This window comes from Streptomyces sp. CB01635 (genome assembly GCF_002803065.1).
GTDB lineage: Bacteria > Actinomycetota > Actinomycetes > Streptomycetales > Streptomycetaceae > Streptomyces.
The window spans coordinates 89895-114303 of sequence record NZ_NNBL01000022.1 but is presented as its reverse complement, the minus strand read 5'-3'; the positions used below and the strand labels follow the sequence as shown (position 1 = coordinate 114303).

At 71.8% G+C, this 24409-nt stretch carries 26 protein-coding genes; 16 read left to right on the top strand and 10 right to left on the bottom strand.

Annotation, left to right across the window (positions count from 1 at the left end; all coding sequences use genetic code 11):
* The first annotated feature begins 102 nt into the window (after nucleotides 1-102).
* Both CG723_RS35410 and CG723_RS35405 read left to right on the top strand, forming a co-directional pair.
* Nucleotides 103-1134, top strand: coding sequence for an EamA family transporter (locus CG723_RS35410; RefSeq protein WP_234374682.1), 1032 nt, complete (start codon nucleotides 103-105; stop codon nucleotides 1132-1134).
* A 283-nt stretch (nucleotides 1135-1417) separates the two neighbouring features.
* Nucleotides 1418-2323: a DMT family transporter gene (locus tag CG723_RS35405; protein ID WP_100597658.1), complete on the top strand. Its 906-nt coding sequence runs from the start codon at nucleotides 1418-1420 to the stop codon at nucleotides 2321-2323.
* 75 nt (nucleotides 2324-2398) lie between these two features.
* Here CG723_RS35405 and CG723_RS35400 read toward each other — a convergent pair whose 3' ends face one another.
* Nucleotides 2399-3097, bottom strand: a complete 699-nt coding sequence (locus CG723_RS35400; RefSeq protein WP_234374681.1) for a pyridoxamine 5'-phosphate oxidase family protein — start codon at nucleotides 3095-3097, stop codon at nucleotides 2399-2401.
* Between the two features lie 35 nt (nucleotides 3098-3132).
* Between CG723_RS35400 and CG723_RS35395 the strand changes: the two genes are divergently transcribed.
* Complete coding sequence (locus tag CG723_RS35395) at nucleotides 3133-4464, top strand: aminotransferase class I/II-fold pyridoxal phosphate-dependent enzyme (protein WP_100597624.1); 1332 nt, start codon at nucleotides 3133-3135, stop codon at nucleotides 4462-4464.
* On the opposite strand, the gene CG723_RS35390 is transcribed toward CG723_RS35395, so the two are convergent.
* Nucleotides 4455-5480, bottom strand: coding sequence for a DMT family transporter (locus CG723_RS35390; RefSeq protein WP_100597623.1), 1026 nt, complete (start codon nucleotides 5478-5480; stop codon nucleotides 4455-4457). The two genes, CG723_RS35395 and CG723_RS35390, sit on opposite strands and share 10 nt — an antisense overlap.
* 75 nt (nucleotides 5481-5555) lie before the next feature.
* Between CG723_RS35390 and CG723_RS35385 the strand changes: the two genes are divergently transcribed.
* Complete coding sequence (locus CG723_RS35385; RefSeq protein ID WP_100597622.1) at nucleotides 5556-6512, top strand: LysR family transcriptional regulator; 957 nt, start codon at nucleotides 5556-5558, stop codon at nucleotides 6510-6512.
* On the opposite strand, the gene CG723_RS35380 is transcribed toward CG723_RS35385, so the two are convergent.
* Nucleotides 6509-6976, bottom strand: coding sequence for a pyridoxamine 5'-phosphate oxidase family protein (locus CG723_RS35380; protein WP_100597621.1), 468 nt, complete (start codon nucleotides 6974-6976; stop codon nucleotides 6509-6511). The two genes, CG723_RS35385 and CG723_RS35380, sit on opposite strands and share 4 nt — an antisense overlap.
* Nucleotides 6977-7100: 124 nt before the next feature.
* On the opposite strand from CG723_RS35380, the gene CG723_RS35375 reads away from it, so the two are divergent.
* Nucleotides 7101-7745, top strand: coding sequence for a cysteine hydrolase (locus CG723_RS35375; RefSeq protein WP_199842017.1), 645 nt, complete (start codon nucleotides 7101-7103; stop codon nucleotides 7743-7745).
* A gap of 9 nt (nucleotides 7746-7754) precedes the next feature.
* On the opposite strand, the gene CG723_RS35370 is transcribed toward CG723_RS35375, so the two are convergent.
* Nucleotides 7755-8213 carry a Rieske (2Fe-2S) protein gene (locus tag CG723_RS35370; RefSeq protein WP_100597619.1) on the bottom strand — a complete coding sequence of 153 codons (459 nt, stop codon included), beginning with the start codon at nucleotides 8211-8213 and terminating at the stop codon, nucleotides 7755-7757.
* A gap of 118 nt (nucleotides 8214-8331) precedes the next feature.
* Between CG723_RS35370 and CG723_RS35365 the strand changes: the two genes are divergently transcribed.
* The 7 genes from CG723_RS35365 (at nucleotide 8332) to CG723_RS35335 (ending at nucleotide 14486) form a co-directional block, all read left to right on the top strand.
* Entirely contained in the window at nucleotides 8332-9159 is an 828-nt protein-coding gene (locus CG723_RS35365) for a HipA family kinase (protein WP_100597618.1), read from the top strand.
* Nucleotides 9156-9545, top strand: coding sequence for a DUF3037 domain-containing protein (locus CG723_RS35360; RefSeq protein WP_100597617.1), 390 nt, complete (start codon nucleotides 9156-9158; stop codon nucleotides 9543-9545). Before CG723_RS35365 ends, CG723_RS35360 begins: the two co-directional genes overlap by 4 nt.
* Nucleotides 9546-9704: 159 nt before the next feature.
* A complete protein-coding gene (gene fabG / locus CG723_RS35355) occupies nucleotides 9705-10466 on the top strand; it encodes a 3-oxoacyl-ACP reductase FabG (protein ID WP_100597616.1) in 762 nt (253 codons plus the stop codon).
* Nucleotides 10467-10483: 17 nt separating this feature from the next.
* Nucleotides 10484-11251, top strand: a complete 768-nt coding sequence (locus CG723_RS35350) for an SDR family oxidoreductase (RefSeq protein WP_100597615.1) — start codon at nucleotides 10484-10486, stop codon at nucleotides 11249-11251.
* Nucleotides 11252-11491: 240 nt separating this feature from the next.
* Nucleotides 11492-12997 (top strand): ABC transporter substrate-binding protein, encoded by a 1506-nt coding sequence (locus CG723_RS35345; RefSeq protein ID WP_100597614.1) that lies wholly within the window; start codon nucleotides 11492-11494, stop codon nucleotides 12995-12997.
* A 105-nt stretch (nucleotides 12998-13102) separates the two neighbouring features.
* A complete protein-coding gene (gene ung / locus CG723_RS35340; protein ID WP_100597613.1) occupies nucleotides 13103-13786 on the top strand; it encodes a uracil-DNA glycosylase in 684 nt (227 codons plus the stop codon).
* Between the two features lie 148 nt (nucleotides 13787-13934).
* A complete protein-coding gene (locus CG723_RS35335; RefSeq protein WP_100597612.1) occupies nucleotides 13935-14486 on the top strand; it encodes a tetratricopeptide repeat protein in 552 nt (183 codons plus the stop codon).
* Nucleotides 14487-14575: 89 nt separating this feature from the next.
* Here CG723_RS35335 and CG723_RS35330 read toward each other — a convergent pair whose 3' ends face one another.
* Nucleotides 14576-14941 carry a hypothetical protein gene (locus CG723_RS35330; protein ID WP_324906168.1) on the bottom strand — a complete coding sequence of 122 codons (366 nt, stop codon included), beginning with the start codon at nucleotides 14939-14941 and terminating at the stop codon, nucleotides 14576-14578.
* Nucleotides 14942-15119: 178 nt separating this feature from the next.
* Nucleotides 15120-15734: a TetR/AcrR family transcriptional regulator gene (locus tag CG723_RS35325; protein ID WP_100597610.1), complete on the bottom strand. Its 615-nt coding sequence runs from the start codon at nucleotides 15732-15734 to the stop codon at nucleotides 15120-15122.
* Between the two features lie 155 nt (nucleotides 15735-15889).
* On the opposite strand from CG723_RS35325, the gene CG723_RS35320 reads away from it, so the two are divergent.
* Together CG723_RS35320 and CG723_RS35315 are read left to right on the top strand one after the other, a co-directional pair.
* Nucleotides 15890-17152 (top strand): FAD-dependent monooxygenase, encoded by a 1263-nt coding sequence (locus CG723_RS35320; protein ID WP_442802618.1) that lies wholly within the window; start codon nucleotides 15890-15892, stop codon nucleotides 17150-17152.
* Between the two features lie 38 nt (nucleotides 17153-17190).
* A complete protein-coding gene (locus CG723_RS35315) occupies nucleotides 17191-18096 on the top strand; it encodes a Gfo/Idh/MocA family protein (RefSeq protein ID WP_100597609.1) in 906 nt (301 codons plus the stop codon).
* On the opposite strand, the gene lnt is transcribed toward CG723_RS35315, so the two are convergent.
* Both lnt and CG723_RS35305 read right to left on the bottom strand, forming a co-directional pair.
* Nucleotides 18020-19714: an apolipoprotein N-acyltransferase gene (gene lnt, locus CG723_RS35310; RefSeq protein WP_100597608.1), complete on the bottom strand. Its 1695-nt coding sequence runs from the start codon at nucleotides 19712-19714 to the stop codon at nucleotides 18020-18022. The two genes, CG723_RS35315 and lnt, sit on opposite strands and share 77 nt — an antisense overlap.
* A gap of 93 nt (nucleotides 19715-19807) precedes the next feature.
* Complete coding sequence (locus CG723_RS35305) at nucleotides 19808-20308, bottom strand: nuclear transport factor 2 family protein (protein ID WP_100597607.1); 501 nt, start codon at nucleotides 20306-20308, stop codon at nucleotides 19808-19810.
* 84 nt (nucleotides 20309-20392) lie between these two features.
* Between CG723_RS35305 and CG723_RS35300 the strand changes: the two genes are divergently transcribed.
* A complete protein-coding gene (locus CG723_RS35300) occupies nucleotides 20393-21031 on the top strand; it encodes a maleylpyruvate isomerase N-terminal domain-containing protein (RefSeq protein ID WP_100597606.1) in 639 nt (212 codons plus the stop codon).
* Between the two features lie 45 nt (nucleotides 21032-21076).
* Here the strand turns inward: CG723_RS35300 and CG723_RS47115 are convergent, their stop codons facing one another.
* A complete protein-coding gene (locus tag CG723_RS47115) occupies nucleotides 21077-21253 on the bottom strand; it encodes a hypothetical protein (protein ID WP_199842015.1) in 177 nt (58 codons plus the stop codon).
* A 487-nt stretch (nucleotides 21254-21740) separates the two neighbouring features.
* Here CG723_RS47115 and CG723_RS35295 point away from each other — a divergent pair, with 487 nt between their 5' ends.
* Complete coding sequence (locus CG723_RS35295; RefSeq protein ID WP_100597605.1) at nucleotides 21741-23366, top strand: TROVE domain-containing protein; 1626 nt, start codon at nucleotides 21741-21743, stop codon at nucleotides 23364-23366.
* Nucleotides 23367-23410: 44 nt separating this feature from the next.
* Here CG723_RS35295 and CG723_RS35290 read toward each other — a convergent pair whose 3' ends face one another.
* Nucleotides 23411-24286: an undecaprenyl-diphosphate phosphatase gene (locus tag CG723_RS35290; RefSeq protein WP_100597604.1), complete on the bottom strand. Its 876-nt coding sequence runs from the start codon at nucleotides 24284-24286 to the stop codon at nucleotides 23411-23413.
* Between the last annotated feature and the right edge of the window lie 123 nt (nucleotides 24287-24409).

Below are 24409 nucleotides of genomic sequence, written 5' to 3'. Positions count from 1 at the left end.
GCGGCTCTTGAGGCCGTGCCCCCCAGTTCGTCCTGCCCGGCGCGTCCGGCACGTGAGACAGGGGTCATTGGGGATGACGGTCATGACGCCGGCTGTCATGATGTGCCGGTGCATGCGTCTCAGGGACTTCAGGCGAACCGCGGGCGAGGTGTCGGACTGGGGCTCGCCCTTGTCTCGGCGCTCGCCTTCGGCGGTTCGGGTGTGGCGGCCAAGCCGCTGATCGAGGCGGGTCTCGACCCGCTCCACGTGGTGTGGCTGCGCGTCGCCGGCGCCGCGCTCGTCATGCTGCCCGTCGCCTGGCGACATCGGTCCCTGGTCGTCCAGCGGCCCGCGCTGCTCGCCGGTTTCGGCCTGCTCGCCGTCGCCGGTGTACAGGCCTGCTACTTCGCCGCGATCTCTCGTATCCCCGTCGGCGTCGCTCTTCTCATCGAGTACCTCGCCCCCGCGCTGGTTCTGGGCTGGGTGCGTTTCGTGCAGCGCAGGCCCGTGACGCGCGCCGCCGCGCTCGGCGTGGTCCTCGCCGTAGGCGGTCTCGCCTGCGTCGTCGAGGTGTGGGCGGGCCTGAGCGTCGACGTGATCGGCCTGCTGCTCGCCCTCGCCGCCGCCTGCTGCCAGGTCGGCTACTTCGTCCTGTCCGACCAGGGCAGCGACGCGGGCGACCGGGCGCCGGATCCGCTCGGCGTGATCGCGTACGGGCTGCTCGTCGGCGCCCTCGTCCTGACCGCCGTGGCGCGCCCCTGGGGCATGGACTGGTCCGTGCTCGGCGGCAGCGCCTCGATGAACGGCACCTCCGTGCCCGCGTGGCTGCTGCTCTGCTGGATCGTCCTGATCGCCACGGTCATCGCCTACGTCACCGGAGTCCTCTCCGTACGCCGGCTCTCGCCCCAGGTGGCCGGCGTCGTGGCCTGCCTGGAAGCGGTCATCGCGACCGTGCTGGCCTGGGTGCTCCTGGGTGAGCACCTGTCGGCACCGCAGATCGTCGGCGGCGCGGTCGTCCTGGTCGGGGCGTTCATCGCGCAGTCCTCGGCCCCGGCGAAGCCCGAGGTGGTGGCCGTGGCCGGTGGGGCCGCCCCGAACGAGGCGTCCCCGCAGTCGCCGGACAAGACGTTGTCCGGTCGCGGCAGCGCGAACTAAGGTGTTGATCATGCATTCACGCGCACTCGTGCTTCCGCCCCCGGCCGCGTGACGCGGGCGGTGGCCGTCCGGAGCATCGCGCTCCGGCGACCCATCTGACGAAGATCCGGCTCGGGACGACCCGAGCGGCTCGCGGCTGCCCGCAGACGACAGTCCGTGTCCCTGCCCCGCCCCCATCCCTGGGGCGCGGAGGCCATTCTTCGTGGAGAACCACGTGTCGCACACTGTCGCGGCTGACTCAGCCGACACCTCGTCCCGTACGTCGCCCGCCGGGGCGGCACCGCTGTTGCCCGTCGGGCGCGGGCTCCTCTACCTCGTTGTCGCCGGCGTCGCCTGGGGCACCGCCGGCGCGGCCGCCTCGCTGGTCTTCCGGGCCAGTGACCTCGGTCCCGCCGCCCTGTCGTTCTGGCGCTGCGTGGGCGGCCTCGCACTGCTGCTCGTGGCGCGGGCCCTGCGACCGCGCAGGAACCGGCCCGTGGCGGAACCGCGCCTGCGCAGGGCGGTGCGGATCGTCGTCACCGGGATCGCCCTGAGCGTCTTCCAGACCGCGTACTTCGCGGGGGTCCAGGCGACCGGACTCGCCGTCGCCACCGTGGTCACCCTGGGCGCGGGACCCGTACTCATCGCCCTCGGCGCGCGCCTGATCATGGGCGAACGCCTCGGCGGCGGCGGGCTGGTGGCCGTCCTGGGCGCGCTCGCGGGCCTTACTGTCCTTGTGCTCGGCGGCGGGGGCGCGGCCGTGCGTCCCGCCGGGGTCGGCTGGGCCCTGGTCTCCGCGGCCGGATACGCCGTGATGACCCTCCTGACGCGGTGGTTCGGGCGGGACGGCCGGTCGGGCGATCAACTCGACACGTCCGTCCTGACGTTCGCCGTCGCCGCGGTGAGCCTCCTGCCGCTCGGTGCGCTGGAGGGTCTGGTGCCGCACACCTCCCAGCCGCTCCAGGTGCTGGGGATGCTGGTCTACATCGCGTCCGTACCTACTGCGCTCGCCTACGCCCTGTACTTCTCGGGTGCCGCGGTCGTCAGGTCCGCGACCGTCTCGGTGATCATGCTGCTCGAACCGGTGAGCGCCGCCGTCATAGCGGTCGCGCTTCTCGGTGAGCGGCTGACCGCGCCGACGGTGGCGGGCACGGTCCTGATGCTGGCCGCGGTGACAGGGCTCGCCGTGGCCGAGGCGCGGGCTAGGTAGCCGGAGAGGGCGTCCCGGTGCGCGTACAGACGCTCACCGGGACGGGCTCGTCCTCAAGGGCGCCGTAGAAGCGCCCTACAGACCCGTCAGGTAGTCCGGCACGGCGATGCCCGGGGCGAGGTCGTCGGCCGGGATCGGTGCGCCGTGGCCCTTGGTCAGCGGGACGACGCCGGTCCAGTACGGCAGGCCGAGGTCCTCCTCGTCGTCGTTGGGGCCGCCGGCGCGGACCCGCGCGGAGACCTCCGCGAGGTCGAGGCGCAGGACGGACGTCGCCGCGAGTTCCTTGTCGTTCCCGGGGCGCGAGTCCTGGGCGCGGCCCGGCACCACGTGGTCGACGATCGCGTCGAGCGCTGTGCGCTTCTCGTCGCGGTCGGTCACCTGGTGGGCGAGGCCGTGCACCACCACGGAGCGGTAGTTGAGGGAGTGGTGGAAGGCGGAGCGCGCGAGTACCAGACCGTCGACGTGGGTGACCGTCAGGCAGACCTGCAGACCGGGGTCGGCCGCACCCGCCATGCGCTGGACGCGCGCGCCCGTCGAACCGTGCACGTAGAGCGTCTCGCCGACGCGGCCGTACAGGGTCGGCAGCACGACGGGGGAGCCGTCGCGGACGAACCCGAGATGGCAGATGTACGCCTCGTCGAGTATCGAGTGGACCAGCTCACGGTCGTAGTACGTCCGCTCGCGCATGCGGGCCGGGACGGTGCGGTCGGTCGCCGGGTAGGAGGCGGAGGCGTCCCCGGAAGCGACGGTGCCGGGCTCGGATGCCACGCTCATTGCAAACTCCATTGCACTAGTGCATAATCTGCTTTGTGCTAGGAGAGTATCCGATCGAAGGACGGCGCGCAGCAGAGATTGCGGCCAGCGTGGAGCGCGCGGTGGGCAAGGGTGACCTGCAGCCGGATCAACTTCTGCCGCCCATGAGGGAGTTGGCCCAGCATCTCGGGGTCAATCCCAATACGGTCGCGGCCGCCTATCGCACGCTCCGTGAGCGCGGAGTGATCGAGACCGCGGGGCGCCGCGGCAGCCGCGTACGGTCCAAGCCGGCCACGACGGCCCGCGAGCTGATCCGCGTCGACGTACCGGCCGGGGTGCGCGACGTCTCGAACGGCAATCCCGATACGGGCCTGCTGCCCCAGCTCGCCGAGGCCTTCGCCTGGGCGGCCGCGCAGGGCGACAAGGCGCCCGTCCTCTACGGGGACGGGCCCCTGGAGCCGGAGTTGGCCCGCCACGCGCGCGTGGCCTTCGACGAGGACGGGATCCCCGAGGGGCCTGTCGCCGTCGCCTCGGGCTCCCTCGACGCCATCGAGCGGGTGCTTGCCGCACACCTGAAGCCCGGCGACGCCGTCGCCGTCGAGGATCCGGGCTGGGGCAGCATGCTCGACCTGGTCCCGGCGCTCGGGCTGCGCCTGGTGCCCGTCGGCGTGGACGACGACGGGCCGCTGCCCGACGCGGTGGAGCGGGCCCTGAGCGCGGGTGCGCGAGCCCTTGTGATCACCGACCGGGCCCAGAACCCCACCGGCGCCGCCGTCACCGCGTCACGCGCGCGTGCCCTGCGCAAGGTCCTGGCGGCCCACAAGGACGTACTGCTCATCGAGGACGACCACGGACACGGGATCGTCGACCTGCCGCTGCATCCGCTCGCCGGTGTGACGCGGCACTGGGCGTTCGTCCGTTCCGCAGCCAAGGCATACGGGCCCGACCTGCGCATCGCCGTGCTGACGGGTGACGCCGTCACGGTTGACCGGGTCCAAGGGCGCCAGCGCCTCGGTCCCGGCTGGGTGAGCCGCATCCTGCAGCGGGCCGTCGCGCGGCTGTGGACCGAGGGGGCGGTGGACACCGGAACCGTCGCCGCGTCCTACGGGCGCCGGCGCGACGCGCTCATCGCGGCCCTCGCCGAGCGCGGGGTCGAGGCGCACGGGCGCAGCGGCCTGAACGTGTGGGTACCCGTGCCGGACGAGACGGGGGCGGTCGCGCGGCTGCTGCACGCCGGGTGGGCCGTCGCGCCCGGGGCGCGCTTCCGGATGGGGGCGGCGCCCGGGGTGCGGATCACGGTGTCGACGCTCGGCGCGGACGACATCGGCCCGGTGGCCGACGCCGTCGCGTCCGCCACCGGGCCGGCCCCCGCGCGCCGTTACGGCTGAGCGCTGCGCCGAGGGGTTCGCGCCCTGGACTGCGTGAGTGCCGCGCCCGCCAGCACGATCACCGCGCCGATCGGGGTGGACCAGGTCAGGGACTCGCCGAGCAGGGCGACCCCCGCGGCCGTCGCGATCACCGGGATGAAATACGTGACCATCTGCGCCGTGGTCGGACCGATCTCCGCCACCAGGCCGTACTGGATGAGGAACGCGAGGCCGGTGCCGAGTGCGCCCAGGGCGACGATCGCGAGCAGGGGCACGACCGGGAGGTGGGCCGGGAGCGTGGTGAACAGCGGGGTGACGACGGCCAGTTGGACCGTGGCCATCAGGAGCTGCGCTCCCGAGAGCGACAGGTTCGAGTGGCCGGTCCCGGCCAGTGTGCGGCGCAGATAGATCCAGCCGACCGGGTAGCTCAGCGAGGCGAGCAGCGCCATCGCCGTGCCGGCCAGGTCCAGGCCATGGAAGCCCTGCCACACGCCGAGGACCGTGAGCACCCCGAGGAAGCCGATGCCGAGCCCCGCGACCCGGCGGCGCGTCGGCCGGTCCTCGGAGAGCGCCACCAGAGACAGGGCCATGCCCCACAGCGGTGACGTCGCGTTGCAGATACCGGCCAGCGTCGACGGGATCGTCTGCTCGGAGAACGCGAACAGCGAGAACGGCAGGGAGTTGAGCAGCAGCGCCGCCACCGCGATGTGCCCCCACGTCCGCAGGCCCCTCGGCAGCCGCTCACGCTTCACGGCCATGGCCACGGCGAGCACCGCCGTACCGAACGCCAGCCGCCCCAGCGTCACCTGGAACGGCGCGTAGCCCTCGGTGCCGACCTTGATGAGGAGAAAGCTGAAGCCCCAGATCAGCGACAGGACACCGAAGCGGACGCGCCAGTCGAGAGCGCGGCGGGGGCGGGCGGAGGCAGGGGACCCGGTAGGGATCTCGGAAGGTGAGGAGGCAGGGTTGTCGGCAGAGATCTCGGAAGGCGCGGGGGCCGGAGTCGCAGGGGGCGACGAGGAGGCGACGGTGCTCATGGGCATAACGATGCCGCCCCACAACCTCTTAGCACAAGCGAGACTTGTTCCCTGGTATCGCTTAGCATCACTTACATGTTGAACTTGGAGCGCCTGCGCACCCTCGACGCACTCGCCCGCCACGGGTCCGTCAGCGGCGCCGCGGCAGGGCTGCACGTCACGACGTCCGCCGTCTCGCAGCAGATGGCCAAGCTGGAGCGCGAGGTCGGGCAGCAGCTCCTCGCCAAGAACGGCAGGGGAGTGCGCCTCACCGACGCCGGGCGGCTGCTCGCCGAGCACGCCGGGCGGATCCTGTCCCAGGTCGAGCTCGCGCAGTCCGACCTGGAGGCGCACCGCGGGCAGGTCGTGGGGGAGCTGCGGATCTCCGCGTTCCCGACCGCCGCCCGCGGTCTCTTCCCGCGCGCCCTCGCGGCTCTGCGCGCGGAGCACCCGGGCCTGCGGCTGCGCTCGCAGGAGCTGGAGCCCGAGCTGGGGGTCGCCGGCGTCGTGCGCGGAGACCTCGACCTGGCGGTCGTGCTCGACTGGTACAACAAGCCGATGCCGCTCCCCGACGGCCTCGTCAAGGCGGCGATCCTCGACGACCCCGCCGATGTCGCGATGCCGACGGACCACCCCCTCGCAGGCCGCCGCGAGGTGGGTCTGGAGGACTTCGCCGACGACGAGTGGATCACGTGGGGCGAGGGCGAGTTCTGCCACGAGTGGCTGCTCTTCACGCTGCGTGCCAAGGGCGTCGAGCCCCGCATCGGCCATCGCGCCGCCGAGACGCATACCCAGCTCGGCCTCGTCGCCGCCGGGCTCGGTGTGTGCGTGGCGCCGCTCCTCGGGCGCGATCCGGTGCCGGACGGGGTGGTGACCGTGCCGGTGCGTCGGCGCGTACGCCGGCACGTCTACGTCGTGTGGCGGGCCGACGCGGACCGGCGGCCGTCGATCAGGGCGGCGGTGAGGGCGCTCCGGAGCGTGGGCGCGAGTCTGGGCGGGGACGTCGCCCCAGGGGGTGGCTCCCCAAGAGACGGCTCCCCGAGTGAGAGCTAGAGCGACGCCAGCTTCCTGAAGTCCCACGACGCGATCTTGTCGGGCGTGAGCCGGGCCCAGGCGTGCCGGCCGTCGTGCACCATCTCGTCCATCGCGAAGTTCTTGCGGGCGAACAGTCGCTCGGGGACGTTCAGTTCGGGCACGGCCTCGCCGGTGCGCGGGCTCTCCCCGACGAACTCCACCATGCCCGACAGCTCGGCGCCGCGCAGCTCCCCGTACTCCTCGCCCGCGTCGATCACGACGGCGATACGTGGGTCCTTGAGCAGGTCGGCCCAGCGGCGGCTGCGCGTGATCGAGTACAGCCACAGGCGGGCGCCGTCCCAGACGAACCACAGGGTGCTGACGTGCGGGGAGCCGTCGGGTGAGACGGTGGCGACGCGGCACGTGCGCTGGGACCCCAGGAACTCGTCCAGCTCGGCCGGCGTCATCATGATCTTGCGGCCCCGACGCTGTGTGACGGCCATGCATACTCCCCTTCGAGGGCTTCTTACTGACGATGTGTCAGATCAGAAGCATGCGGTGTCTTCCCCCATGGCGCAATGGTGGCTAATCTCTCGCCGCTCAGGACGCCTGCGACAGGGGGACCCCGTGCCGTCGTACGAAGAGCTCGCCGAACTGCTCGATCCGGCCACCGCGGTACTGCTGACCGTGGAGTGCCAACAGGGGGTCGTCGGCCCTGACAGCGCCCTGCCCGAACTCGCGAAGGAGGCCAGGTCGTCCGGGGCGCTCGGCAATGTGGCGCGACTTGTCGCAGGTGCTCACGAGAGCGGCGTACAGGTGCTGCACGCCGTGGCGGAGCGGCGGCCCGACGGACGCGGCGCCAACCACAACGGACGGCTGTTCCGCGCCGCCGCGCGCCTGCCCGTACAGCAGATCTCCGGCACCGAGGCGGTCAGGATCGCGCCGCCCGTCGAGGTGGCGGACGAGGACATCGTCGTACGCCGGCTGCACGGCCTCTCGCCCATCGCGGGCACCGACGTGGACGCCCTGCTGCGCAACCTCGGCTGCCGGACGCTGATCGTCACCGGCGTCTCGGCGAACGTCGCCATACCGAACGCCGTCTTCGACGCGGTGAACCGCGGCTACACCGTCGCCGTGCCCGCCGACGCGATCGCGGGGGTGCCGTCCGACTACACCCCCGCGATGATCCGCAACACGCTCGCCCTCGTTGCCACCGTGACGTCCACACAGGACGTGCTCACCTGCTGGAAGCGCCCGCGCCGAGGCCGCTGACCCGCGTCGCTACGCGAGCGTGATCGAGTCGCCCGAGACGGTGATCTCCTTGGCGGCCAGCGGCTGCGCGGCGGGCGGGTGCTTCACGCTGCCGTCCTCGATGGAGAACTTGCTGCCGTGGCACGGGCAGTTGATGGTGCCGCCCTCGATCGCGGTGACCGGGCACTGCTTGTGGGTGCAGATGTTCGTGAAGGCCTTGAACTCGCCCTTCTTCGGCTGCGTGACCACCACGCCCGCGTCACCGAAGATCTTTCCGCCGCCGACCGGGATGTCGGCGGTCTTGGCGAGTTCCTTCCCTGCCCCGTCCTTGGCCGCGCCGTCGTCGGCCGCGTTCCCCGCCGGCTCGGAGGACGACGAATCGTCCGAGCTCCCGCACGCGGTGAGCGCGGCGGCGATACCGGCGGCTCCCACGGCCGCGACGACGGTACGGCGGGTCGGGGCGGATACGGACTCGTGCGAAGCGGTCATTACTGGTGTTTCCCTTCGGTTCGAGGGGGTGGCCCTCACTCGTACGGGCCGCGGTACCGGAATGTTCAACACCGGACGGACTTTCGTACGGCGATGACGCGTCGCCTAACCTGGGCCAATGCTCACCGAAGTCACGGCGACCCGCTATGTCACCCCCATGAGGGAAGGCGGATCACTCCCCGGGCTCGTCGAGGCCGACGATCTCGCCCCGTACGTCATGAAGTTCACCGGCGCTGGACAGGGCCGCAAAACGCTTGTCGCGGAGGTGATCTGCGGAGGTCTCGCGCGGCGGCTCGGACTCCGGGTGCCGGGGCTCGTGCGGATCGGACTCGACCCCGTGATCGGCCTCGGCGAGCCCGACCAGGAGGTGCAGGGCCTCCTCAAGTCGAGCGGTGGCGTGAACCTCGGCATGCGGTACCTGTCCGGTGCGCTCGGCTTCGACCCCCTCGCCTACGAGGTGGATCCCGTGGAGGCGGGCCGCGTCGTCTGGTTCGACGCCCTGATCAACAACGTCGACCGGTCCTGGCGCAACCCCAACATGCTGGTCTGGCACGGCGACCTGTGGCTCATCGACCACGGCGCGAGCATGATCTGGCACCACAACTGGCGCGGCGCGGAGGCCGCGGCGGCCCGCCCGTACGACGCCTCCGACCACGCCCTCGCCCCCTTCGCGCCCGATGTCGCGGCGGCCGCGGCGGAGCTCGCGCCGCGGCTCACCGAGGAACTGCTCGCCGAGGTCACCGCCGACGTCCCCGACGCCTGGCTCGCCGACGAGCCGGGCTTCGACGACCCCGACGCGGTGCGGCGCGCGTACGCAGCCGTGCTGCTGCCCCGCGCGGCCACCGTCCACGAGCGCATCGGCCTGTCCGAGCGGGATCCCGACCGCGTCCCGCGCACCTCGGGCTGGCTGACCGGCACGGCGAGTGTGAAGGGCGGCACCCGGTGACCGCGACCAGCCGAGACGTCTTCGAATACGCGCTGCTGCGCGTCGTCCCGCGCGTCGAGCGCGGCGAGCAGATCAACGCCGGCGTGGTCGTCTACTGCCGCGCCAGGTCCTACGTCCGCGCGCTCACGCACCTCGACGAGGCGAAGCTGCGCGCCCTCGACCCCGAGGCGGACGTGACCGGCGTCCGCGCGTCGCTCGCCGCCGTCGAAAGGCACTGCCGAGGCGGCGGCGACGCGGGCCAGGCGGCGGACGACGACGCGGGCCGGCGCTTCCGGTGGCTGGTCGCGCCGCGCTCCACGGTCGTGCAGCCCGGACCCGTGCACACCGGTCTCACCGAGGACCCCGAGGCGGAGGTCGACAGGCTTCTCGACCTCCTGGTGAGGTGACCTCGCGGTGGCCCCTTCGCGGTGAGTGATCAGTCGCACCCGGTGGGTACGTTGACACCGGGTGCCAGGACTTCTAGCGTCACGTCCACAGGGTACTAAGCGGTCGCTCACCGAGTTGGGACGTGAGGGCCGCACTCTAGGGCGAGGAGACCGAAGAGCATGTCCACCACTGAGCAGCGCGTCGCGATCGTCACCGGTGCCGCACGCGGCATCGGCGCCGCTACCGCCGTACGTCTGGCCGCCGAGGGTCGCGCCGTAGCCGTGATCGACCTCGACGAGGCCGCCTGCAAGGACACCGTCGAGAAGATCACCAACGCCGGTGGCAAGGCCCTCGCGGTCGGCTGCGACGTCGCCGACGAGGCCCAGGTCGAGGCCGCCGTCGCGCGCATCGCCGAGGAGCTCGGCGCGCCGACGATCCTCGTCAACAACGCGGGTGTGCTCCGCGACAACCTGCTGTTCAAGATGAGCGCCCTGGACTGGGACACCGTCATGAACGTGCACCTGCGCGGCGCGTTCCTGATGTCGAAGGCCGTCCAGAAGCACATGGTGGACGCCAAGTTCGGCCGCATCGTCAACCTGTCCTCGTCGTCGGCGCTCGGCAACCGCGGCCAGGTCAACTACTCGGCGGCCAAGGCCGGCCTCCAGGGCTTCACCAAGACCCTCGCCAAGGAGCTCGGCAAGTTCGGCGTCACCGCGAACGCCGTCGCCCCCGGCTTCATCGTCACCGAGATGACGGCCGCCACCGCCGCCCGTGTCGGCATGGGCTTCGAGGAGTTCCAGGCCGCCGCCGCCACGCAGATCCCGGTCCAGCGCGTGGGCAAGCCCGACGACATCGCCAACGCCATCGCCTTCTTCACCGGCGAGGCGGCCGGATTCGTCTCCGGCCAGGTCATGTACGTCGCCGGCGGACCGCTCAACTAGGGCCGGGGGAAAAGGACATGACTTCATCCCAGCTCCCCGAGCTCTCCGGCAAGGTCGCCCTCGTCACCGGCGGGAGCCGCGGCATCGGCTACGGCGTCGCCGAGGCGCTCGTCGCCCGCGGTGACCGCGTGTGCATCACCGGACGCGGCGAGGACGCCCTCAAGGAGGCCGTCGAGAAGCTCGGCGCCGACCGGGCCATGTACGTCGCCGGCAAGGCCCACGACGAGGCGCACCAGGCCGCCGCCGTCGAGCGCACCATGGAGGCCTTCGGCCGCGTCGACTTCCTGGTCAACAACGCCGGTACGAACCCGGTGTTCGGCCCCATCGCCGAGCTCGACCTGAACGTGGCGCGCAAGGTCTTCGAGACCAACGTCGTCTCCGCGCTCGGCTTCGCCCAGCAGACGTGGAAGGCGTGGCAGGGCGAGAACGGCGGGGCGATCGTCAACATCGCCTCCGTCGCGGGCCTCGCCCCGTCTCCGTTCATCGGCGCGTACGGCATCAGCAAGGCGGCGATGATCAACCTGACCGTCCAGCTCGCGCACGAGTTCGCGCCCAAGGTGCGGGTCAACGCGATCGCCCCGGCGGTGGTCAAGACGAAGTTCGCGCAGGCTCTCTACGAGGGGCGCGAGGAGGAGGCCGCGGCCGCCTACCCGCTGGCCCGGCTCGGCGTGCCGGAGGACATCGGCGGCGCCGCCGCGTTCCTGACCTCGCAGCAGTCCGACTGGATCACCGGCCAGACCCTCGTGGTCGACGGCGGAATCTTCCTCAATGCGGGCGTCAGCTGACAAAGCCTCCGTGAGGCCGTTTCGGACCAAGCTCGCTTAACTGAAGTTCCCCGCGTACGTCGCGTACGTACGCATCAAGTGCCCTGCCGGAGTGCCTCATTGGCCCGGCGGGGCACTGCGGTATGGTCTCCCGACCTGTGGCATGGCCGATCGAGGAGCGCGCGCGTGTTCAACCGGATCCAGGGCCCCCGTCAGCTGGCGGCGATAACGTGCATATCGCTTCTTGCCGGATGTGGACTGATGTCCTCCGGAGAGTCGGACGACACCGCCCCCATCGTCGTGGGGACCACCAGCGCGCCGAGCACCCTCGACCCGGCCGCGTCCTGGGACGGTTCCTGGGAGCTGTTCAGGAACGTCTACCAGACCCTGGTCAGCTTCCCCTCCGGCGCCTCCGAGCCCAAGCCCGACGCCGCCGAGCGCTGCGAGTTCACCGACCCCTCCAACAGCGTCTACCACTGCAAGCTGCGCGAGGGCATGCAGTTCTCGAACGGCGACAAGCTCGACGCGGCGGCCGTCAAGTACTCCTTCGACCGCATCAGAAGGATCAACGTCAAGGGCGGCCCCGAGGGGCTCCTCGGCAGCCTGAAATCGGTCGATGCCAAGGGTGACCGTGACATCACGTTCACATTGAACAAGCCCGACGCAACCTTCCCCTTCGTGCTCGCGACACCGGCGATGTCCATCGTCGACCCCGCCGAGTACCCGGCCGACGCGGTCCGTGACGACGGCAAGATCGCCGGCTCGGGGCCGTATGCGCTCGACGCGTACACCGACGGCGAGAAGGCGGAGCTCGTCAAGAACGACCACTACGACGGGTTCGCCGAGCGCAAGAACAGCGCCGTCACCATCCGCTACTTCAAGGACTCCGCCTCGATGGTCGGCGCCCTGCGCGCCAAGAAGATCGACGCCACGTACCGCGGGCTCGCCGCCTCCGACGTCGTGGGGCTCCAGGGCAAGCAGGCCAAGGACGGCATCCAGCTCGTCGAGGGCGCGGGCATGGAGATCAGCTACCTGGTGTTCAACCCCAAGGACCCCTGGGCGCGCAAGTCCGCCGTCCGCAAGGCCGTCGCCCAGGTCGTCGACCGCGGCGCGATCGCCCACAAGATCTACCAGGACACCGTCGAACCGCTCTACTCGATGGTCCCGAGGGGCCTGACCGGGCACACCACCGGCTTCTTCGACGACTTCGGCGACCCGAACGCGGCCAAGGCCAAGGACATCCTCACCCGGGCGGGCATCACGGACCGGGTCCCGCTCACCCTCTGGTACACCACCGACCGCTACGGGTCCGCGACCGGCGCCGAGTTCACCGAGCTCAAGCGGCAACTGGACGCGTCCGGACTGTTCGACGTCACCATCAAGGGACGCCCCTGGAAGACGTTCGAGGCCGGATACCGCAAGGGCGAGTACCCCGCCTTCGGTCGCGGCTGGTTCCCCGACTTCCCGGACGCGGACAACTTCATCGCGCCCTTCGTCGGCGAGCAGAACGCGCTGGGAACGCCCTACGCGTCCAAGGAGATCACCGACGATCTGCTGCCGCAGTCGCGCCGCGAGAGCGACCGCGCCGCCGTGGTGGGCCAGTTCAAGCGCGCTCAGCAGATACTCGTCGACGACGCCCGGCTGCTGCCGCTGTGGCAGGGCAAGCAGTACATCGCGGCCAGCGAGGAGATCTCGGGCGGCGAGCGGGCCCTCGACCCGTCGACGATCATGATGATGTGGGAGCTGCAGCGCAAGACCAGCTGGTAAGCAGGCCGCCGGGGCCCGTTGTCAGTGGCCGCGGGTAGGTTCTGGGGTGTGCATCGGCCGTGCCTCGTACGGCCGTGAAGTGACCGTACCCCGGAGGTTGTTGACGTGACCGACACCGCGATGCTGCCCGAGTCCTGGCGCGGCGTCCTCGGCGAGGAGCTGCAGAAGTCCTACTTCAAGGAGCTCACCGAGTTCGTCGAGGAGGAGCGCGCGAAGGGTCCCGTCTACCCGCCGCGCGAGGAGGTCTTCGCGGCGCTCGACGCGACCCCGTACGACCGGGTCAAGGTCCTTGTCCTCGGCCAGGACCCGTACCACGGGGAGGGGCAGGGGCACGGTCTGTGCTTCTCCGTGCGGCCCGGCGTGAAGACGCCGCCCTCCCTGCGGAACATCTACAAGGAGATGAAGGAGGAGCTCGGCCACCCGGTCCCGGACAACGGGTATCTGATGCCGTGGGCCGAGCAGGGCGTCCTCCTGCTGAACGCGGTGCTCACGGTGCGGGCCGGCGAGGCCAACTCGCACAAGGGCAAGGGCTGGGAGAAGTTCACCGACGCGGTGATCCGCGCGGTGGCCGACCGGCCCGACCCTGCCGTGTTCGTCCTGTGGGGGAACTACGCGCAGAAGAAACTCCCCCTCATCGACGAGGAGCGCCACGTCGTGGTGAAGGGCGCGCACCCCTCGCCGCTCTCCGCGAAGAAGTTCTTCGGCTCGCATCCCTTCACGCAGATCGACAAGGCGGTGGCCGCGCAGGGTCACACGCCGATCGACTGGCGCATTCCGGACCTGGGCTGACGTCCACGGGTGCGTGAGCCTCCTGGTGCCGTGACCGCCCGGCCCCCGGAGGGACCCCCGCCCGCGCCTGACCGGGATTGTCAGCGGCTGGCTATAGCGTCGGAATCGTTATCGGCTTGGACGATCGGCATACGAGCGTGGAGGACCTGTGGCTGAGCAGCGGGAGCAGGCGGCGGACGACGCCATGATGGCCCGGATCGGGCAGGTGATCATGCTCCATCACGCCGGTGACCGCGAGGAGGCCAGGGACCGGTACCTCGGCCTGTGGGCGGAGATCGGGGAGGACGGCGACGCCCTCCACCGCTGCACGCTCGCGCACTACATGGCGGACGCCCAGGACGACCCGGACCACGAGCTGGCGTGGGACCTGCGGGCCCTGTCCGCCGCCGAGGGCCTGACCGAGGCGCGGCTCGCCCGCCACGAGCAGTCGCTCGCGGTCCGCGCGCTCTACCCCTCGCTGCACCTCAACCTGGCGGCGGACTATGTGAAGCTCGGCCGCCCCGACGCGGCCCGCAGCCATCTGACACAGGCGCGCGCCGTGGTGGGCGCGCTCGGGGACGACGGTTACGGGGACGGTGTGCGGGCGGCCATCGCCCGCCTGGCACAGCGGGTCGCGGCGATGCCGCCCGGCGCGGACGAGGGTCCGGGCCGGGGTTCCGCGGGGGGCGAGCCGCTGGGGCCGCCCAGACGGAGCTCGTAGACGGTCACCCCCTCGCCGGTCCCCTCTACCTGATGCGCGGCCCGCCCCGACCGCCGTCGCGCCTCATCCCCGTAACACCCCCGCCCCCCTCACCTCCCATACGTCTCCCGGCAGATGCGGGCCTCGGGGCTGTCCGGGTTCCACTTGCCGTACTGATTGCCCAGGGCGCACACATCGCCCGGGACGCCAGGCGCCGCGGGGGCCGCCGTGTGCGGGTGGCGCGGCGCGGGTGCCGCGGGGCGCGCCGCGTGGTCGGGGCCCGACCGACGCGGTGCCTCCTGGCGTGGCGGCTGGGGCGGGCGCGGCGCACGAGTCGGCTCGGGGGAGGGCGAGTGGGCCGGTGGCGTACGGCCCATCCGGTCCAGCGCCTCCCGCGCCGGCGCCTGCACGACCTGGGGCTCCGCCCGGCCGTCGGGGCGGGGCGCAGCCGGAGCGGCCGGTGGGCTGGGGGACACGGCCGGAGGCTCCGGCTGCCGTACGCTCACGCAACCGGACACCGCTGCGGCCGTGGCCGCCACCGTGAGCAGAAGCGCTGCTGAGGTCGTCGATCGATGCACTTGCGCAACTCTGGGGGCTACGGACTCTCGTGGCGCGCCCGTCGGCCGATGATGCCCCGCACGGGTGACGCGCAGGTCAGGACGGGGACGCGGCGAGCATCCCGCGCAGCAGCTCCCCGAATCCCTCCCGAAGGTCCGCCAGGTCCGGGACCGACGCGTGGAAGGCCCCGGCCACGCACGAGAACATGATCCCCTCGGACCAGGCCACCAGCGACAGTGTGTGCCGCTCCGGATCCTGGGACCCCGCGGCGCGCAGCAGCGCGGTGAGCGGTTCGTGGAACTGCCGTCCCGTCGCGTCGAAGAACGCCCTCAGCTCGGGCCGTCGCGTGGCCTCAAGTGCCAACTCGTAACGGCAGATCAGCAGTTGAGGGTGGTTCGTCAGATAGCGGTGCAGCGCGAGAGCCATGCCGTCGACGAGCGAGCGGATCCCGTCGGCCGGATCCGGCAGCTCGTCCACGGCGAGCACCCGCGACTCGCGCACGGCGAGGCGCCGCACCGTCGCCTCCAGGAGGGCGAGCCGGGTCCGTGCGTAGTTCGATGTCGACCCCTGCGGCAGGCCCGCCGCCTCGTCGACCGCTCGGTGCGTCAGGCCCCGCATCCCGCGCTCGGCGAGCAGATCGAGTGCGGCGTCGGCGATGACTTCGGCGCGAGGTGCGCCGGCGGCGCTCGTGGGGCTGGTGCGTACGGACATGGTCCCAACCTACCGCCGGAACTACAGATGTAGTACGGTCGAGATCGTGCGCACTACAGGTGTAGTGAGCGTGACGGGCCGAGCCGGGCGTTGTGAGACGTAAGGAGCGCGAAGCCATGACTGCCGAATCGATGGAATCAACGGTTCCCCCCGAACTGACCGACTCGACGGGCAAGGCACCGGCGCGAGCAGAAGCGCATGGCGCCGCCGGCCGCGGGCGGCGGCCCCGCGCGGTCGTCGTGGGCGGCGGCATCGGCGGCCTCACCGCCGCCGTCGCGCTCGGCCTGCGCGGATGGCGCGTCACCGTCCTGGAGCGGGCCGCCGAACTGAAGCCCGTCGGGTCGGGGATCTCCCTCGCCCCCAACTCGCAGCGGGCCCTCGACGTCATCGGCCTCGGCGAGGAGATCCGGTGCCTGGCCGCGTGGGAGGGCGAGGGCGGCCTGCGCACCCCGAGCGGGCGCTGGCTCTCGCGCTCCGACGCGAAGGCCGCCGCCGAGCGCTTCGGCGGCTCCCTCGTGCTCCTGCACCGCGCGACCCTGATCGACAAGCTGGCGTCCCGTCTCCCCGACGGAGTCGTACGCACCGCGTCCGCCGCGGCGCTCGCCGACCCCGGCGTCGAGGGCGACCCGGCCCGCCCCGCCCGCGTGACCACTCCGGAAGGCGAATTCGAGGCCGAACTCGTCGTCGGTGCCGACGGCATCAGGTCCGTTGTGCGCAGCGCCCTGTTCCCCGCCCACCCGGGCGCGGTCTACGCCGGGTTCACCACCTGGCGCCTCCTCGTCCCGCCCCTCGGCAGGCCCTTCGCTCAGCACGAGACATGGGGACGCGGGCGGATCTGGGGCACGCACCCCTTCGCGGACGGCACGGTCTACGCCTACGGTGCAGCCATCGCCCCCGCCGGCCACCACGCCCCCGACGGCGAGAAGGCCGAGCTGCTGCGCCGCTTCGGCGACTGGCACGACCCGATCCCGGCGATCATCGACGCGGCCGTGCCCGACGAGATCCTGCGCCACGACGTCCACCACATCACCGAACCCCTGCCGGCCTTCCACCGCGGCCGGGTCGCGCTCCTCGGCGACGCGGCCCACGCCATGCCCCCGACCCTCGGCCAGGGCGGCAACCAGGCCATCGAGGACGCCGTCGTGCTCGCCCACCACGCCGACCCCGAGCACCCCGACTCCCTCGACCTCGCCACGTACACCGCCGCACGCAGGCCGCGTACGACCGCCATCGCCCGCAAGGCCGTCGGTCTGGGCCGGGTGAACATGCTCAGCAACCGGCCCGCGAGGGCGCTGCGCAACATCCTCATCGCCGCTCTCGACAAGACCGGACCCGCCGTCATGCTGCGCGGATTCGACGAGATCGCGGACTGGCGGCCCCCGCAGCGGCCGTATGCTGCCCAGACACAGAGGGCCTAGCCGGACACAGGCGGCCCGGGGCGAGGGAGAAGACGGACGTGAAGGTCGGCTGCATCGGACTCGGAGACATCGCGCAGAAGGCGTATCTGCCGGTGCTCACCACCTTGCCGGGGGTCGAGCTGCATCTGCAGACCCGCACACCCGCGACGCTCCAACTGGTCGGGGACACGCACCACATCCCCGCCGAGCGCCGGCACACCGACCTGGACGCGCTGCTCGCGCACGGGCTCGACGCGGCGTTCGTGCACGCGCCGACCGCCGTCCACCCCGAGATCGTGACGCGTCTGCTCGAAGCGGGGGTCGCCACTTATGTCGACAAGCCGCTGGCCTACGAACTCGCCGACTCGCAGCGCCTCGTGCGGCTCGCCGAGGAGCGCGGCGTCAGCCTCACCGTCGGCTTCAACCGCCGTCACGCGCCCGGTTACACGCAGTGCGCCGAGCACCCCCGCGAGCTGATCCTGATGCAGAAGAACCGGATCGGGCTGCCCGAGGACCCGCGCACGCTCGTCCTCGACGACTTCATCCACGTCGTCGACACCCTGCGCTACCTCGTGCCCGGGCCGATCGACGACGTGTCGGTGCGCGCCCGGGTCGAGGACGGCCTGCTGCACCACGTGGTGCTCCAGCTCGGCGGGGACGGGTTCACGGCGATCGGCGTCATGAACCGGCTCAGCGGCTCGACCGAGGAGATCCTCGAGGTCTCCGGGCAGGACACCAAGCGCCAGGTCGTCAACCTCGCCGAAGTCATCGACCACAAGGGCCAGCCGACCGTGCGCCGCCGCGGCGACTGGGTGCCGGTGGCCCGCCAGCGAGGCATCGAGCAGGTGGTCCTCGGCTTCCTCGACGGCGTGCGCGCGGGCAAGGTCCTCAGTGCCAAGGACGCGCTGGAGACGCATGTGCTGTGCGAGCAGGTCGTACGTGAGGTGCAGCAGTTCGCCGCCTGAACTGGCGGACGGCCTCCGACGCGCCCAGCAGGGCGAGCACGGTGACGGCCGCGTGCACCGGCCAGTCCCCGAACCGCACGTACAGCGTCGTGCCGTGCGCCGTCGGCACCTCGTAGACCCGGGCCGCGCTCGCCGACGTGCCGAGCCACGGACCGACGCGTGAACCGTCGGGGCCGTACACGGCCGACACCCCGGTCAGCGTCGCGTGCACCATCGGACGGCCCGTCTCCGCGGCCCGTACGGCCGCGAGCGACGCGTGCTGCTCGGGGGCCCAGCTGTGCTGGAACGTGGACGTGGAGGACTGCGCGAGCAGCACCTGCGCCCCGTCGCGCGTGAGCCGCCGTGTCATGTCGGGGAACGCCGACTCGAAGCACACGAGAGGGCCGATCCGCAGGTCGCTGTCCCGCGCGGACCGCGCGTCCATCACGACCTGCCGGGTCCCGCTCACCCGGTCCTCGCCCGCGGCCTTGCCGACCGACGTGGCCCAGCCGAGCAGGGCGCGCGCCGGGATGTACTCGCCGAAGGGGACGAGCCGCATCTTGTCGTAGCGCTGCCCCGTGAGGCCGTCCGGGCCCACGAGGACCGAGCTCTTGAAGATGCCGGGGGCGCCGCCGGGGGAGACGCGGCGCGCGTCCACGTTCACCAGGATGTCCGCGCCGACCTCGCGCGAGAGCGCCGCGAGCCGGCGCGCCAGGTCCGGCCGCTGCGAGAAGTCGAAGCCGACGCTGCTCTCGCCCCAGACCACCAGGTCGACGCCCTGCCCGGCCAGGCCGCGGGTCAGCTCCTCCTCCCGGTCGAAGCGCTTCTCGCCGCTGTCGGCGCCGCCTATGGGGCCCGGCTGGACGACGGCGACCCTGACCGGGCCGTCCGGCTCGGGCCGCGGGGCCCAGGCCCAGGAGACCGTCGTCACCGTGGCCGTCACCAGAAGCCCCGCCACCGCGGGCGTACGGGCGCTGCGCGCCACGAGGAGGACCGTGATCGCGGTGTTCACCGCCACGACGAGCAGGCTGACCAGCCACACCCCGCCCACCGATGCGACGCGCAGGGCGGGCTGCACCTGCCACTGGCTCGACCCGATGAGCCCCCACGGGCCGCCCAACCCCTGCCAGGACCTGACCAGTTCGACCATCAGCCACGCCGAAGGCACCGCGACCAGGGCGGCGGCCGCCTGCCCACGCGTGGGCGTGCCGCCGAGCAGCCGCCGCAGCAGCCTGCCCCAGGGTGCCCACAGCGCACCGAGCAGCGCCGCGATCACGACGGTGAACACATGCAGACTCGGCAGCAGCCAGTGGTGCACCGACAGCATGAACCCGAGTCCGCCGAGCCAGCCGTCGAGGGCCGCGCGGCGCGGCGTGGGGGCCGAGCGGGCCAGCAGCATCCACGGCACCAGCGCGACGTACGCCAGCCACCACAGCGACGGAGCCGGGAACGCGAGGGCGGGCAGCGCGCCCGCCGAAACGGCGGCGACGCCGCGCCACCAGGGGGACGCCGCGAGGCGGGGAGCGATGCCCTGCCACGACGCGGCGGGCGCCGTCCACGACGCCGGAACCGCCGACACCGGCCACGCCTGCGTCGTACTTGACGAGCGCGACCGACCGTTCCCGCCCGACCCGTCCATGCGTCGCCTCCCTCGTCGTCCGACGCCCGGTACGTGCCTTCAGTGTGCGCGCCGGGGACGATCTTTGACAGTGGGCATCGGGGGGCGGTCGCGTCAGCGCGTGGTGGCCGCCGCGGCGCCCTCCGTGCGGCGCCACTTCTCGTGCACCGTCACCCCGCCCAGCCGCCAGCCGGAGCGCGTCCGCACGAGGGCGAAGGCGTAGCGGCCGCCGCACACGAAGTCGGGCGCGCCGGAGGGAGCATCGGCGGCGGTACCTGCGCCGTCGCCGGCGAACCGCATCGGGTTGATGTAGTCGGCCTGCACGTCGGCCGTGTCGCCGGTGTCGTTGTCGAGGCGCCCGAAGCGCAGGCGCCGGTTGACGATCAGGTGCTGGCGCATGGGGAACAGCTCCATCGTCCGGGTCAGCCACTCGGTGATCTCGGCCGCGCTGCCCTCGATGCCGCCGGCCCGCCGGTAGTCGGCGCGCCCGTCCGGACTGAAGAGTCCGCGGTACGCCGTCCAGTCCCCGTCGTCCACGGACACCGCGTAGTCGGTGATCAGCTCCTCGATGGCGAGTCGGTCCATCACGGTGGCGAGTTCTACGCGCTGTGTCATTGCGTCAGTCTTGGGCACCGGAACCGCAGATCCAAGGGGCGCGACGGGGGAGTCCGCGACAGTGATCATTGGTACCTTCTCGCCATGTCCTCAGAGAGCGCCTCACAGACCGCCGCCGACGACCTCGCGCACTCCGTGCGGCTCGCGCTGGACACCTTCGGCGGGGCGCCGTCCGCCGACTGGAGCGTCAGGGCCGGCTCGCTGGAGTGGGACTGCTGGGAGACGGCCGAGCATCTGGCCGACGACCTGTTCGCGTACGCGGCCCAACTCGGTCCGTCGAAGCCGCCGTTGGACACCGAGGTGCCGTTCGTCTGGACGCGCCGCAGTCCGGGCGGCCCCGCGAACGTCATCTTCGCGAACCGCGACGCGGGCCCCGCGGGACTGCTCCAGGTGATCGACGCGAGCGGCGCCCTGCTGGTCGCGATGGTGCGGACGGCCGCGCCCGAGACCCGCGCCCACCATGTGTTCGGCCTCTCGGATCCCGTGGGCTTCGGCGCGATGGGCGTCGTGGAGACCCTCGTCCACACGCAGGACATCGCCGAGGGCCTCGGCCTCGACTGGGCCCCGCCGGCCGGCCTCTGCGCCAGGGCACTCGCCCGGCTGTTCCCCGACGCGCCGCAGGGCGACGACCCCTGGCGTACGTTGCTGTGGGCGACGGGGCGCGGTGATCTGCCCGGCGTGGAGCGGCTCACGTCCTGGCGCTGGAACGCCGAAGTCCGGTGACAGGCAGATCGACAAGGCCGAACCGGACTCAGAATTGACGGGATGTCAGGCCGCGGCCTCGACGACCTCCGTACGGACCGCGATCGCCCACTCGGTGACGAGCCGTGCGTACTGAGCGCGCTGCTCGGTGGAGAGCCGGCCACCCGCGCGCAACCACAACCCGCGGATCTGCTCGTTGACTTCCTCGGCAGACCGCGCGGAACCCGAACACTCAAGCGGCATGCGGTAAGGCTAGGGTGCGTGCCGCCCACTGGGAACCCTAAGCGACGGAACATATTCGCCAAGTGATCGGAAACATCGATCAGTTGGCTGCCAGTCCCTGGCAAGGGCCGTCGGGGAGGGACCGATCGTGCTCGGACCGGCCCGGCGAAAAACCAGGTGGCAGCGTCGCGTCCCGTCACTACAGTTGCAGCATGCCCAGGTGCGAAGGAGCGGGTTACTTCCACTGTTAATGGGGTGGTCGCGGGTTCGAGTCCCGTCGTCGGCTTCGGGCCGGCGTAGCTCAGCTGGCAGAGCACCTTGTACCTGCACCGATCTTGATCTCTGGGCAGCACACGTCACGCACCTCCCGGTGCGCGGGCCCGCGGCTACTTCTTCTCATGAACGCACGCCGCGGGCCGACTTGATCTCGGGAGGCACACAGCAGGGCCGCGCCCCGATTCGGTGTGCCCGCACGCGGTGCCTCCCCTCCACGGAGAGGGGCCGCCTCATGGCACGCTTCAACACCCGCGGCACCCGCCCGGTGGGCCGGTCGCCGATCGCCACCGTGACGGGCGAGAGGGCGCGCACGCACGAGGGCGCGACCGGATACCTGCGCGACGCGCGCAGTGAACTGTTCCTGCTCGCCGTCTCGAACCTCGTCGCCACGGGCGCCTTCTACGAGTCCGCGGACGACCGCGACGACCGGTACAGCACCCTCGTACGGCAGCTCGCCGTCGAGGACCCGGAGTGGACCGCGGGCCTGCTCGGCTGGCTGCGCGGCGAGGGGAACATGCGGACCGCCGCGCTCGTCGGCGCCGCCGAGTTCGTCAAGGCCCGCATCGACGCGGGCGAGCCCGGCCACTCCCGTCAGGTCGTCGACAGCGTCCTCCAGCGCGCCGACGAGCCGGGCGAGCTGCTCGGCTACTGGACGTCGCGGTACGGGCGGCGCCTGCCGAAGCCGGTGAAGCGCGGCATCGCCGACGCCGTCCAGCGGCTCTACAACGAGCGCTCGCTCCTCAAGTACGACACCGACTCCAAGGGTTACCGGTTCGGTGACGTCCTCAATCTCGCGCACCCGGCGCCCGCCGCCGACAAGCCGTGGCAGGGCGACCTGTTCCAGCACGCCCTCGACCGCAGGCACGGCAACGCCGAGGAGATCCCGGAGCGGCTGCGTACTCTGCGCGCCCGCGAGCGGCTGATGCGCGTACCGGTGGAGGAGCGCCACGCGCTGCTCACCACGGACGCCGGCCGGCTCGCCGCGGCGGCCATGACCTGGGAGTCCCTGGCGGGGTGGCTGCAGCGGCCGATGGACGCGGCGGCGTGGGAGGCGGTCATCCCGTCCATGGGGCTGATGGCTCTCGCGCGGAACCTGCGCAGCTTCGACGAGGCCGGTGTCTCGGACGAGGTCGCGGAGCGGGTGGCGGCGCGGTTCGCCGACCCGGAGGAGGTGCGCCGCTCGCGCATGTTCCCGTTCCGCTTCTGGGCCGCGTACAAGCACGCCCCGTCGCTGCGCTGGGGGCACGCTCTGGAGCGGGCGCTCGCGCACTCGCTGGCCGGTGTGCCCGCGCTGCCCGGCCGCTCGCTGATCCTGGTGGACCGGTCGCCGTCGATGTTTCCCGGCTGCGCATGGTCGACGCCGCACCGCTCGGACATCCCCCTCGCCGAGCAGGCGGCGGTGTTCGGCGCCGCGCTCGCGATGCGCGCGGAGCTGCCGACGCTCGTCGAGTTCGGGATGGAGAGCCGGCGTCTGAACTTCCGGAGGGGCGGCAGTGTGCTGCGGCTCGTCGAGAGGTTCGGGCAGATCTCAGGCACCGACATCCCGACCGCGGTGAAGAAGCACTTCTCCGGGCACGACCGAGTGGTCGTCGTCACTGACGAGCAGACCCGGCCCGGCTGGTTCCCGTCGAACGCCGAGGGCTTCGGCGGCATGGCCGAGACCGAGATCGACACGCTCGTGCCGAGGGACGTGCCGGTCCACATGTGGAACATGGCCGGGTACAAGGTGGGCGCGACCCCTTCGGGCGGCGCGAACCGGCACGCGTTCGGCGGCCTCACGGACCAGGCGTTCCGTCTGATCCCGCTCGTCGAGCGGGGCGGCGACGCGCGCTGGCCGTGGGAGGCGCAGCCGAGGTAGGGAAGTGGCGCGGGGGTTGGCCCGTCCGGCGGAAGCCGGGCCGGTCAGCCCGCCGACTCCCCGGCGTGCGGGCTCAGGACGCCCGCCGTCACCAGCGCGATCAGCACGATGCCGAGCAGGATCCGGTAGTAGACGAACGGCATGAAGCTCTTGGTCGAGATGAACTTCATGAACCAGGCGATGACCACGTACCCGACGCCGAAGGCGATGATCGTCGCGAAGACGGTCGGGCCCCAGGAGACGGACCCGTCGGCGCCGGCGTCCTTCAGCTCGAAGACCCCGGAGGCGAGGACCGCGGGGATCGCGAGGAGGAACGAGTAACGGGCCGCGGCCTCACGGGTGTACCCCATGAGGAGACCGCCGCTGATGGTCGCGCCGGAGCGCGAGACTCCGGGGACCAGGGCCATGGCCTGGCAGACGCCGTAGATCAGACCGTCCTTGACGCTCAGGTCCTTGAGGCCCTTGCGCTCCCGCACCGCTCGGTGCTTGCCGCCGACCTCGTCGCGCGCGGCGAGACGGTCCGCGATGCCGAGGACGATGCCCATCACGATGAGGGTCGTCGCGGTCAGCCGCAGATCGCGGAACGGGCCCTCGATCTGGTCCTTGAACGCGACACCGAGCACGCCGATCGGAATCGATCCCACGATCACGAGCCAGCCCATCTGCGCGTCGTGGTCGCTGCGCAGCGCCTTGTTCGTGAGGGAGCGGAACCACGCGGAGATGATCCGCGCGATGTCCTTGCGGAAGTAGATCACCACCGCCGTCTCCGTGCCGAGCTGGGTGATCGCCGTGAACGCGGCTCCCGGGTCGTGCCAGCCCGCGAAGGCCGCGGTCAGCCGCAGATGCGCGCTCGACGAGATGGGCAGGAACTCGGTCAGCCCCTGGACGAGTCCGAGGATGAATGATTCGAACCAAGACATGAAGTTACGCGATCCAAGTGCTGACGTGAGCTGACCGCAGACGCGCAGGCCAGAGGCGGACACGGAGAAAGGACGGACGGGCGAGGCCGTACTGGTCAAGGGGTACGGAAATGGAAGGGCGCC

Coding starts and splice junctions, on each gene's coding strand:
- CG723_RS35305 (WP_100597607.1), bottom strand. CDS start 20,308: ATGACACAGCGCGTAGAACTCGCCACCGTGATGGACCGACTCGCCATC.
- CG723_RS35385 (WP_100597622.1), top strand. CDS start 5,556: ATGTTGAACTTGGAGCGCCTGCGCACCCTCGACGCACTCGCCCGCCAC.
- CG723_RS35295 (WP_100597605.1), top strand. CDS start 21,741: ATGGCACGCTTCAACACCCGCGGCACCCGCCCGGTGGGCCGGTCGCCG.
- CG723_RS35370 (WP_100597619.1), bottom strand. CDS start 8,213: ATGACCGCTTCGCACGAGTCCGTATCCGCCCCGACCCGCCGTACCGTC.
- CG723_RS35345 (WP_100597614.1), top strand. CDS start 11,492: ATGTCCTCCGGAGAGTCGGACGACACCGCCCCCATCGTCGTGGGGACC.
- CG723_RS35350 (WP_100597615.1), top strand. CDS start 10,484: ATGACTTCATCCCAGCTCCCCGAGCTCTCCGGCAAGGTCGCCCTCGTC.
- CG723_RS35390 (WP_100597623.1), bottom strand. CDS start 5,480: ATGAGCACCGTCGCCTCCTCGTCGCCCCCTGCGACTCCGGCCCCCGCG.
- CG723_RS35380 (WP_100597621.1), bottom strand. CDS start 6,976: ATGGCCGTCACACAGCGTCGGGGCCGCAAGATCATGATGACGCCGGCC.
- lnt (WP_100597608.1), bottom strand. CDS start 19,714: ATGGACGGGTCGGGCGGGAACGGTCGGTCGCGCTCGTCAAGTACGACG.
- CG723_RS35300 (WP_100597606.1), top strand. CDS start 20,393: ATGTCCTCAGAGAGCGCCTCACAGACCGCCGCCGACGACCTCGCGCAC.
- CG723_RS35400 (WP_234374681.1), bottom strand. CDS start 3,097: ATGAGCGTGGCATCCGAGCCCGGCACCGTCGCTTCCGGGGACGCCTCC.
- CG723_RS47115 (WP_199842015.1), bottom strand. CDS start 21,253: ATGCCGCTTGAGTGTTCGGGTTCCGCGCGGTCTGCCGAGGAAGTCAAC.
- CG723_RS35365 (WP_100597618.1), top strand. CDS start 8,332: ATGCTCACCGAAGTCACGGCGACCCGCTATGTCACCCCCATGAGGGAA.
- fabG (WP_100597616.1), top strand. CDS start 9,705: ATGTCCACCACTGAGCAGCGCGTCGCGATCGTCACCGGTGCCGCACGC.
- CG723_RS35290 (WP_100597604.1), bottom strand. CDS start 24,286: ATGTCTTGGTTCGAATCATTCATCCTCGGACTCGTCCAGGGGCTGACC.
- CG723_RS35325 (WP_100597610.1), bottom strand. CDS start 15,734: ATGTCCGTACGCACCAGCCCCACGAGCGCCGCCGGCGCACCTCGCGCC.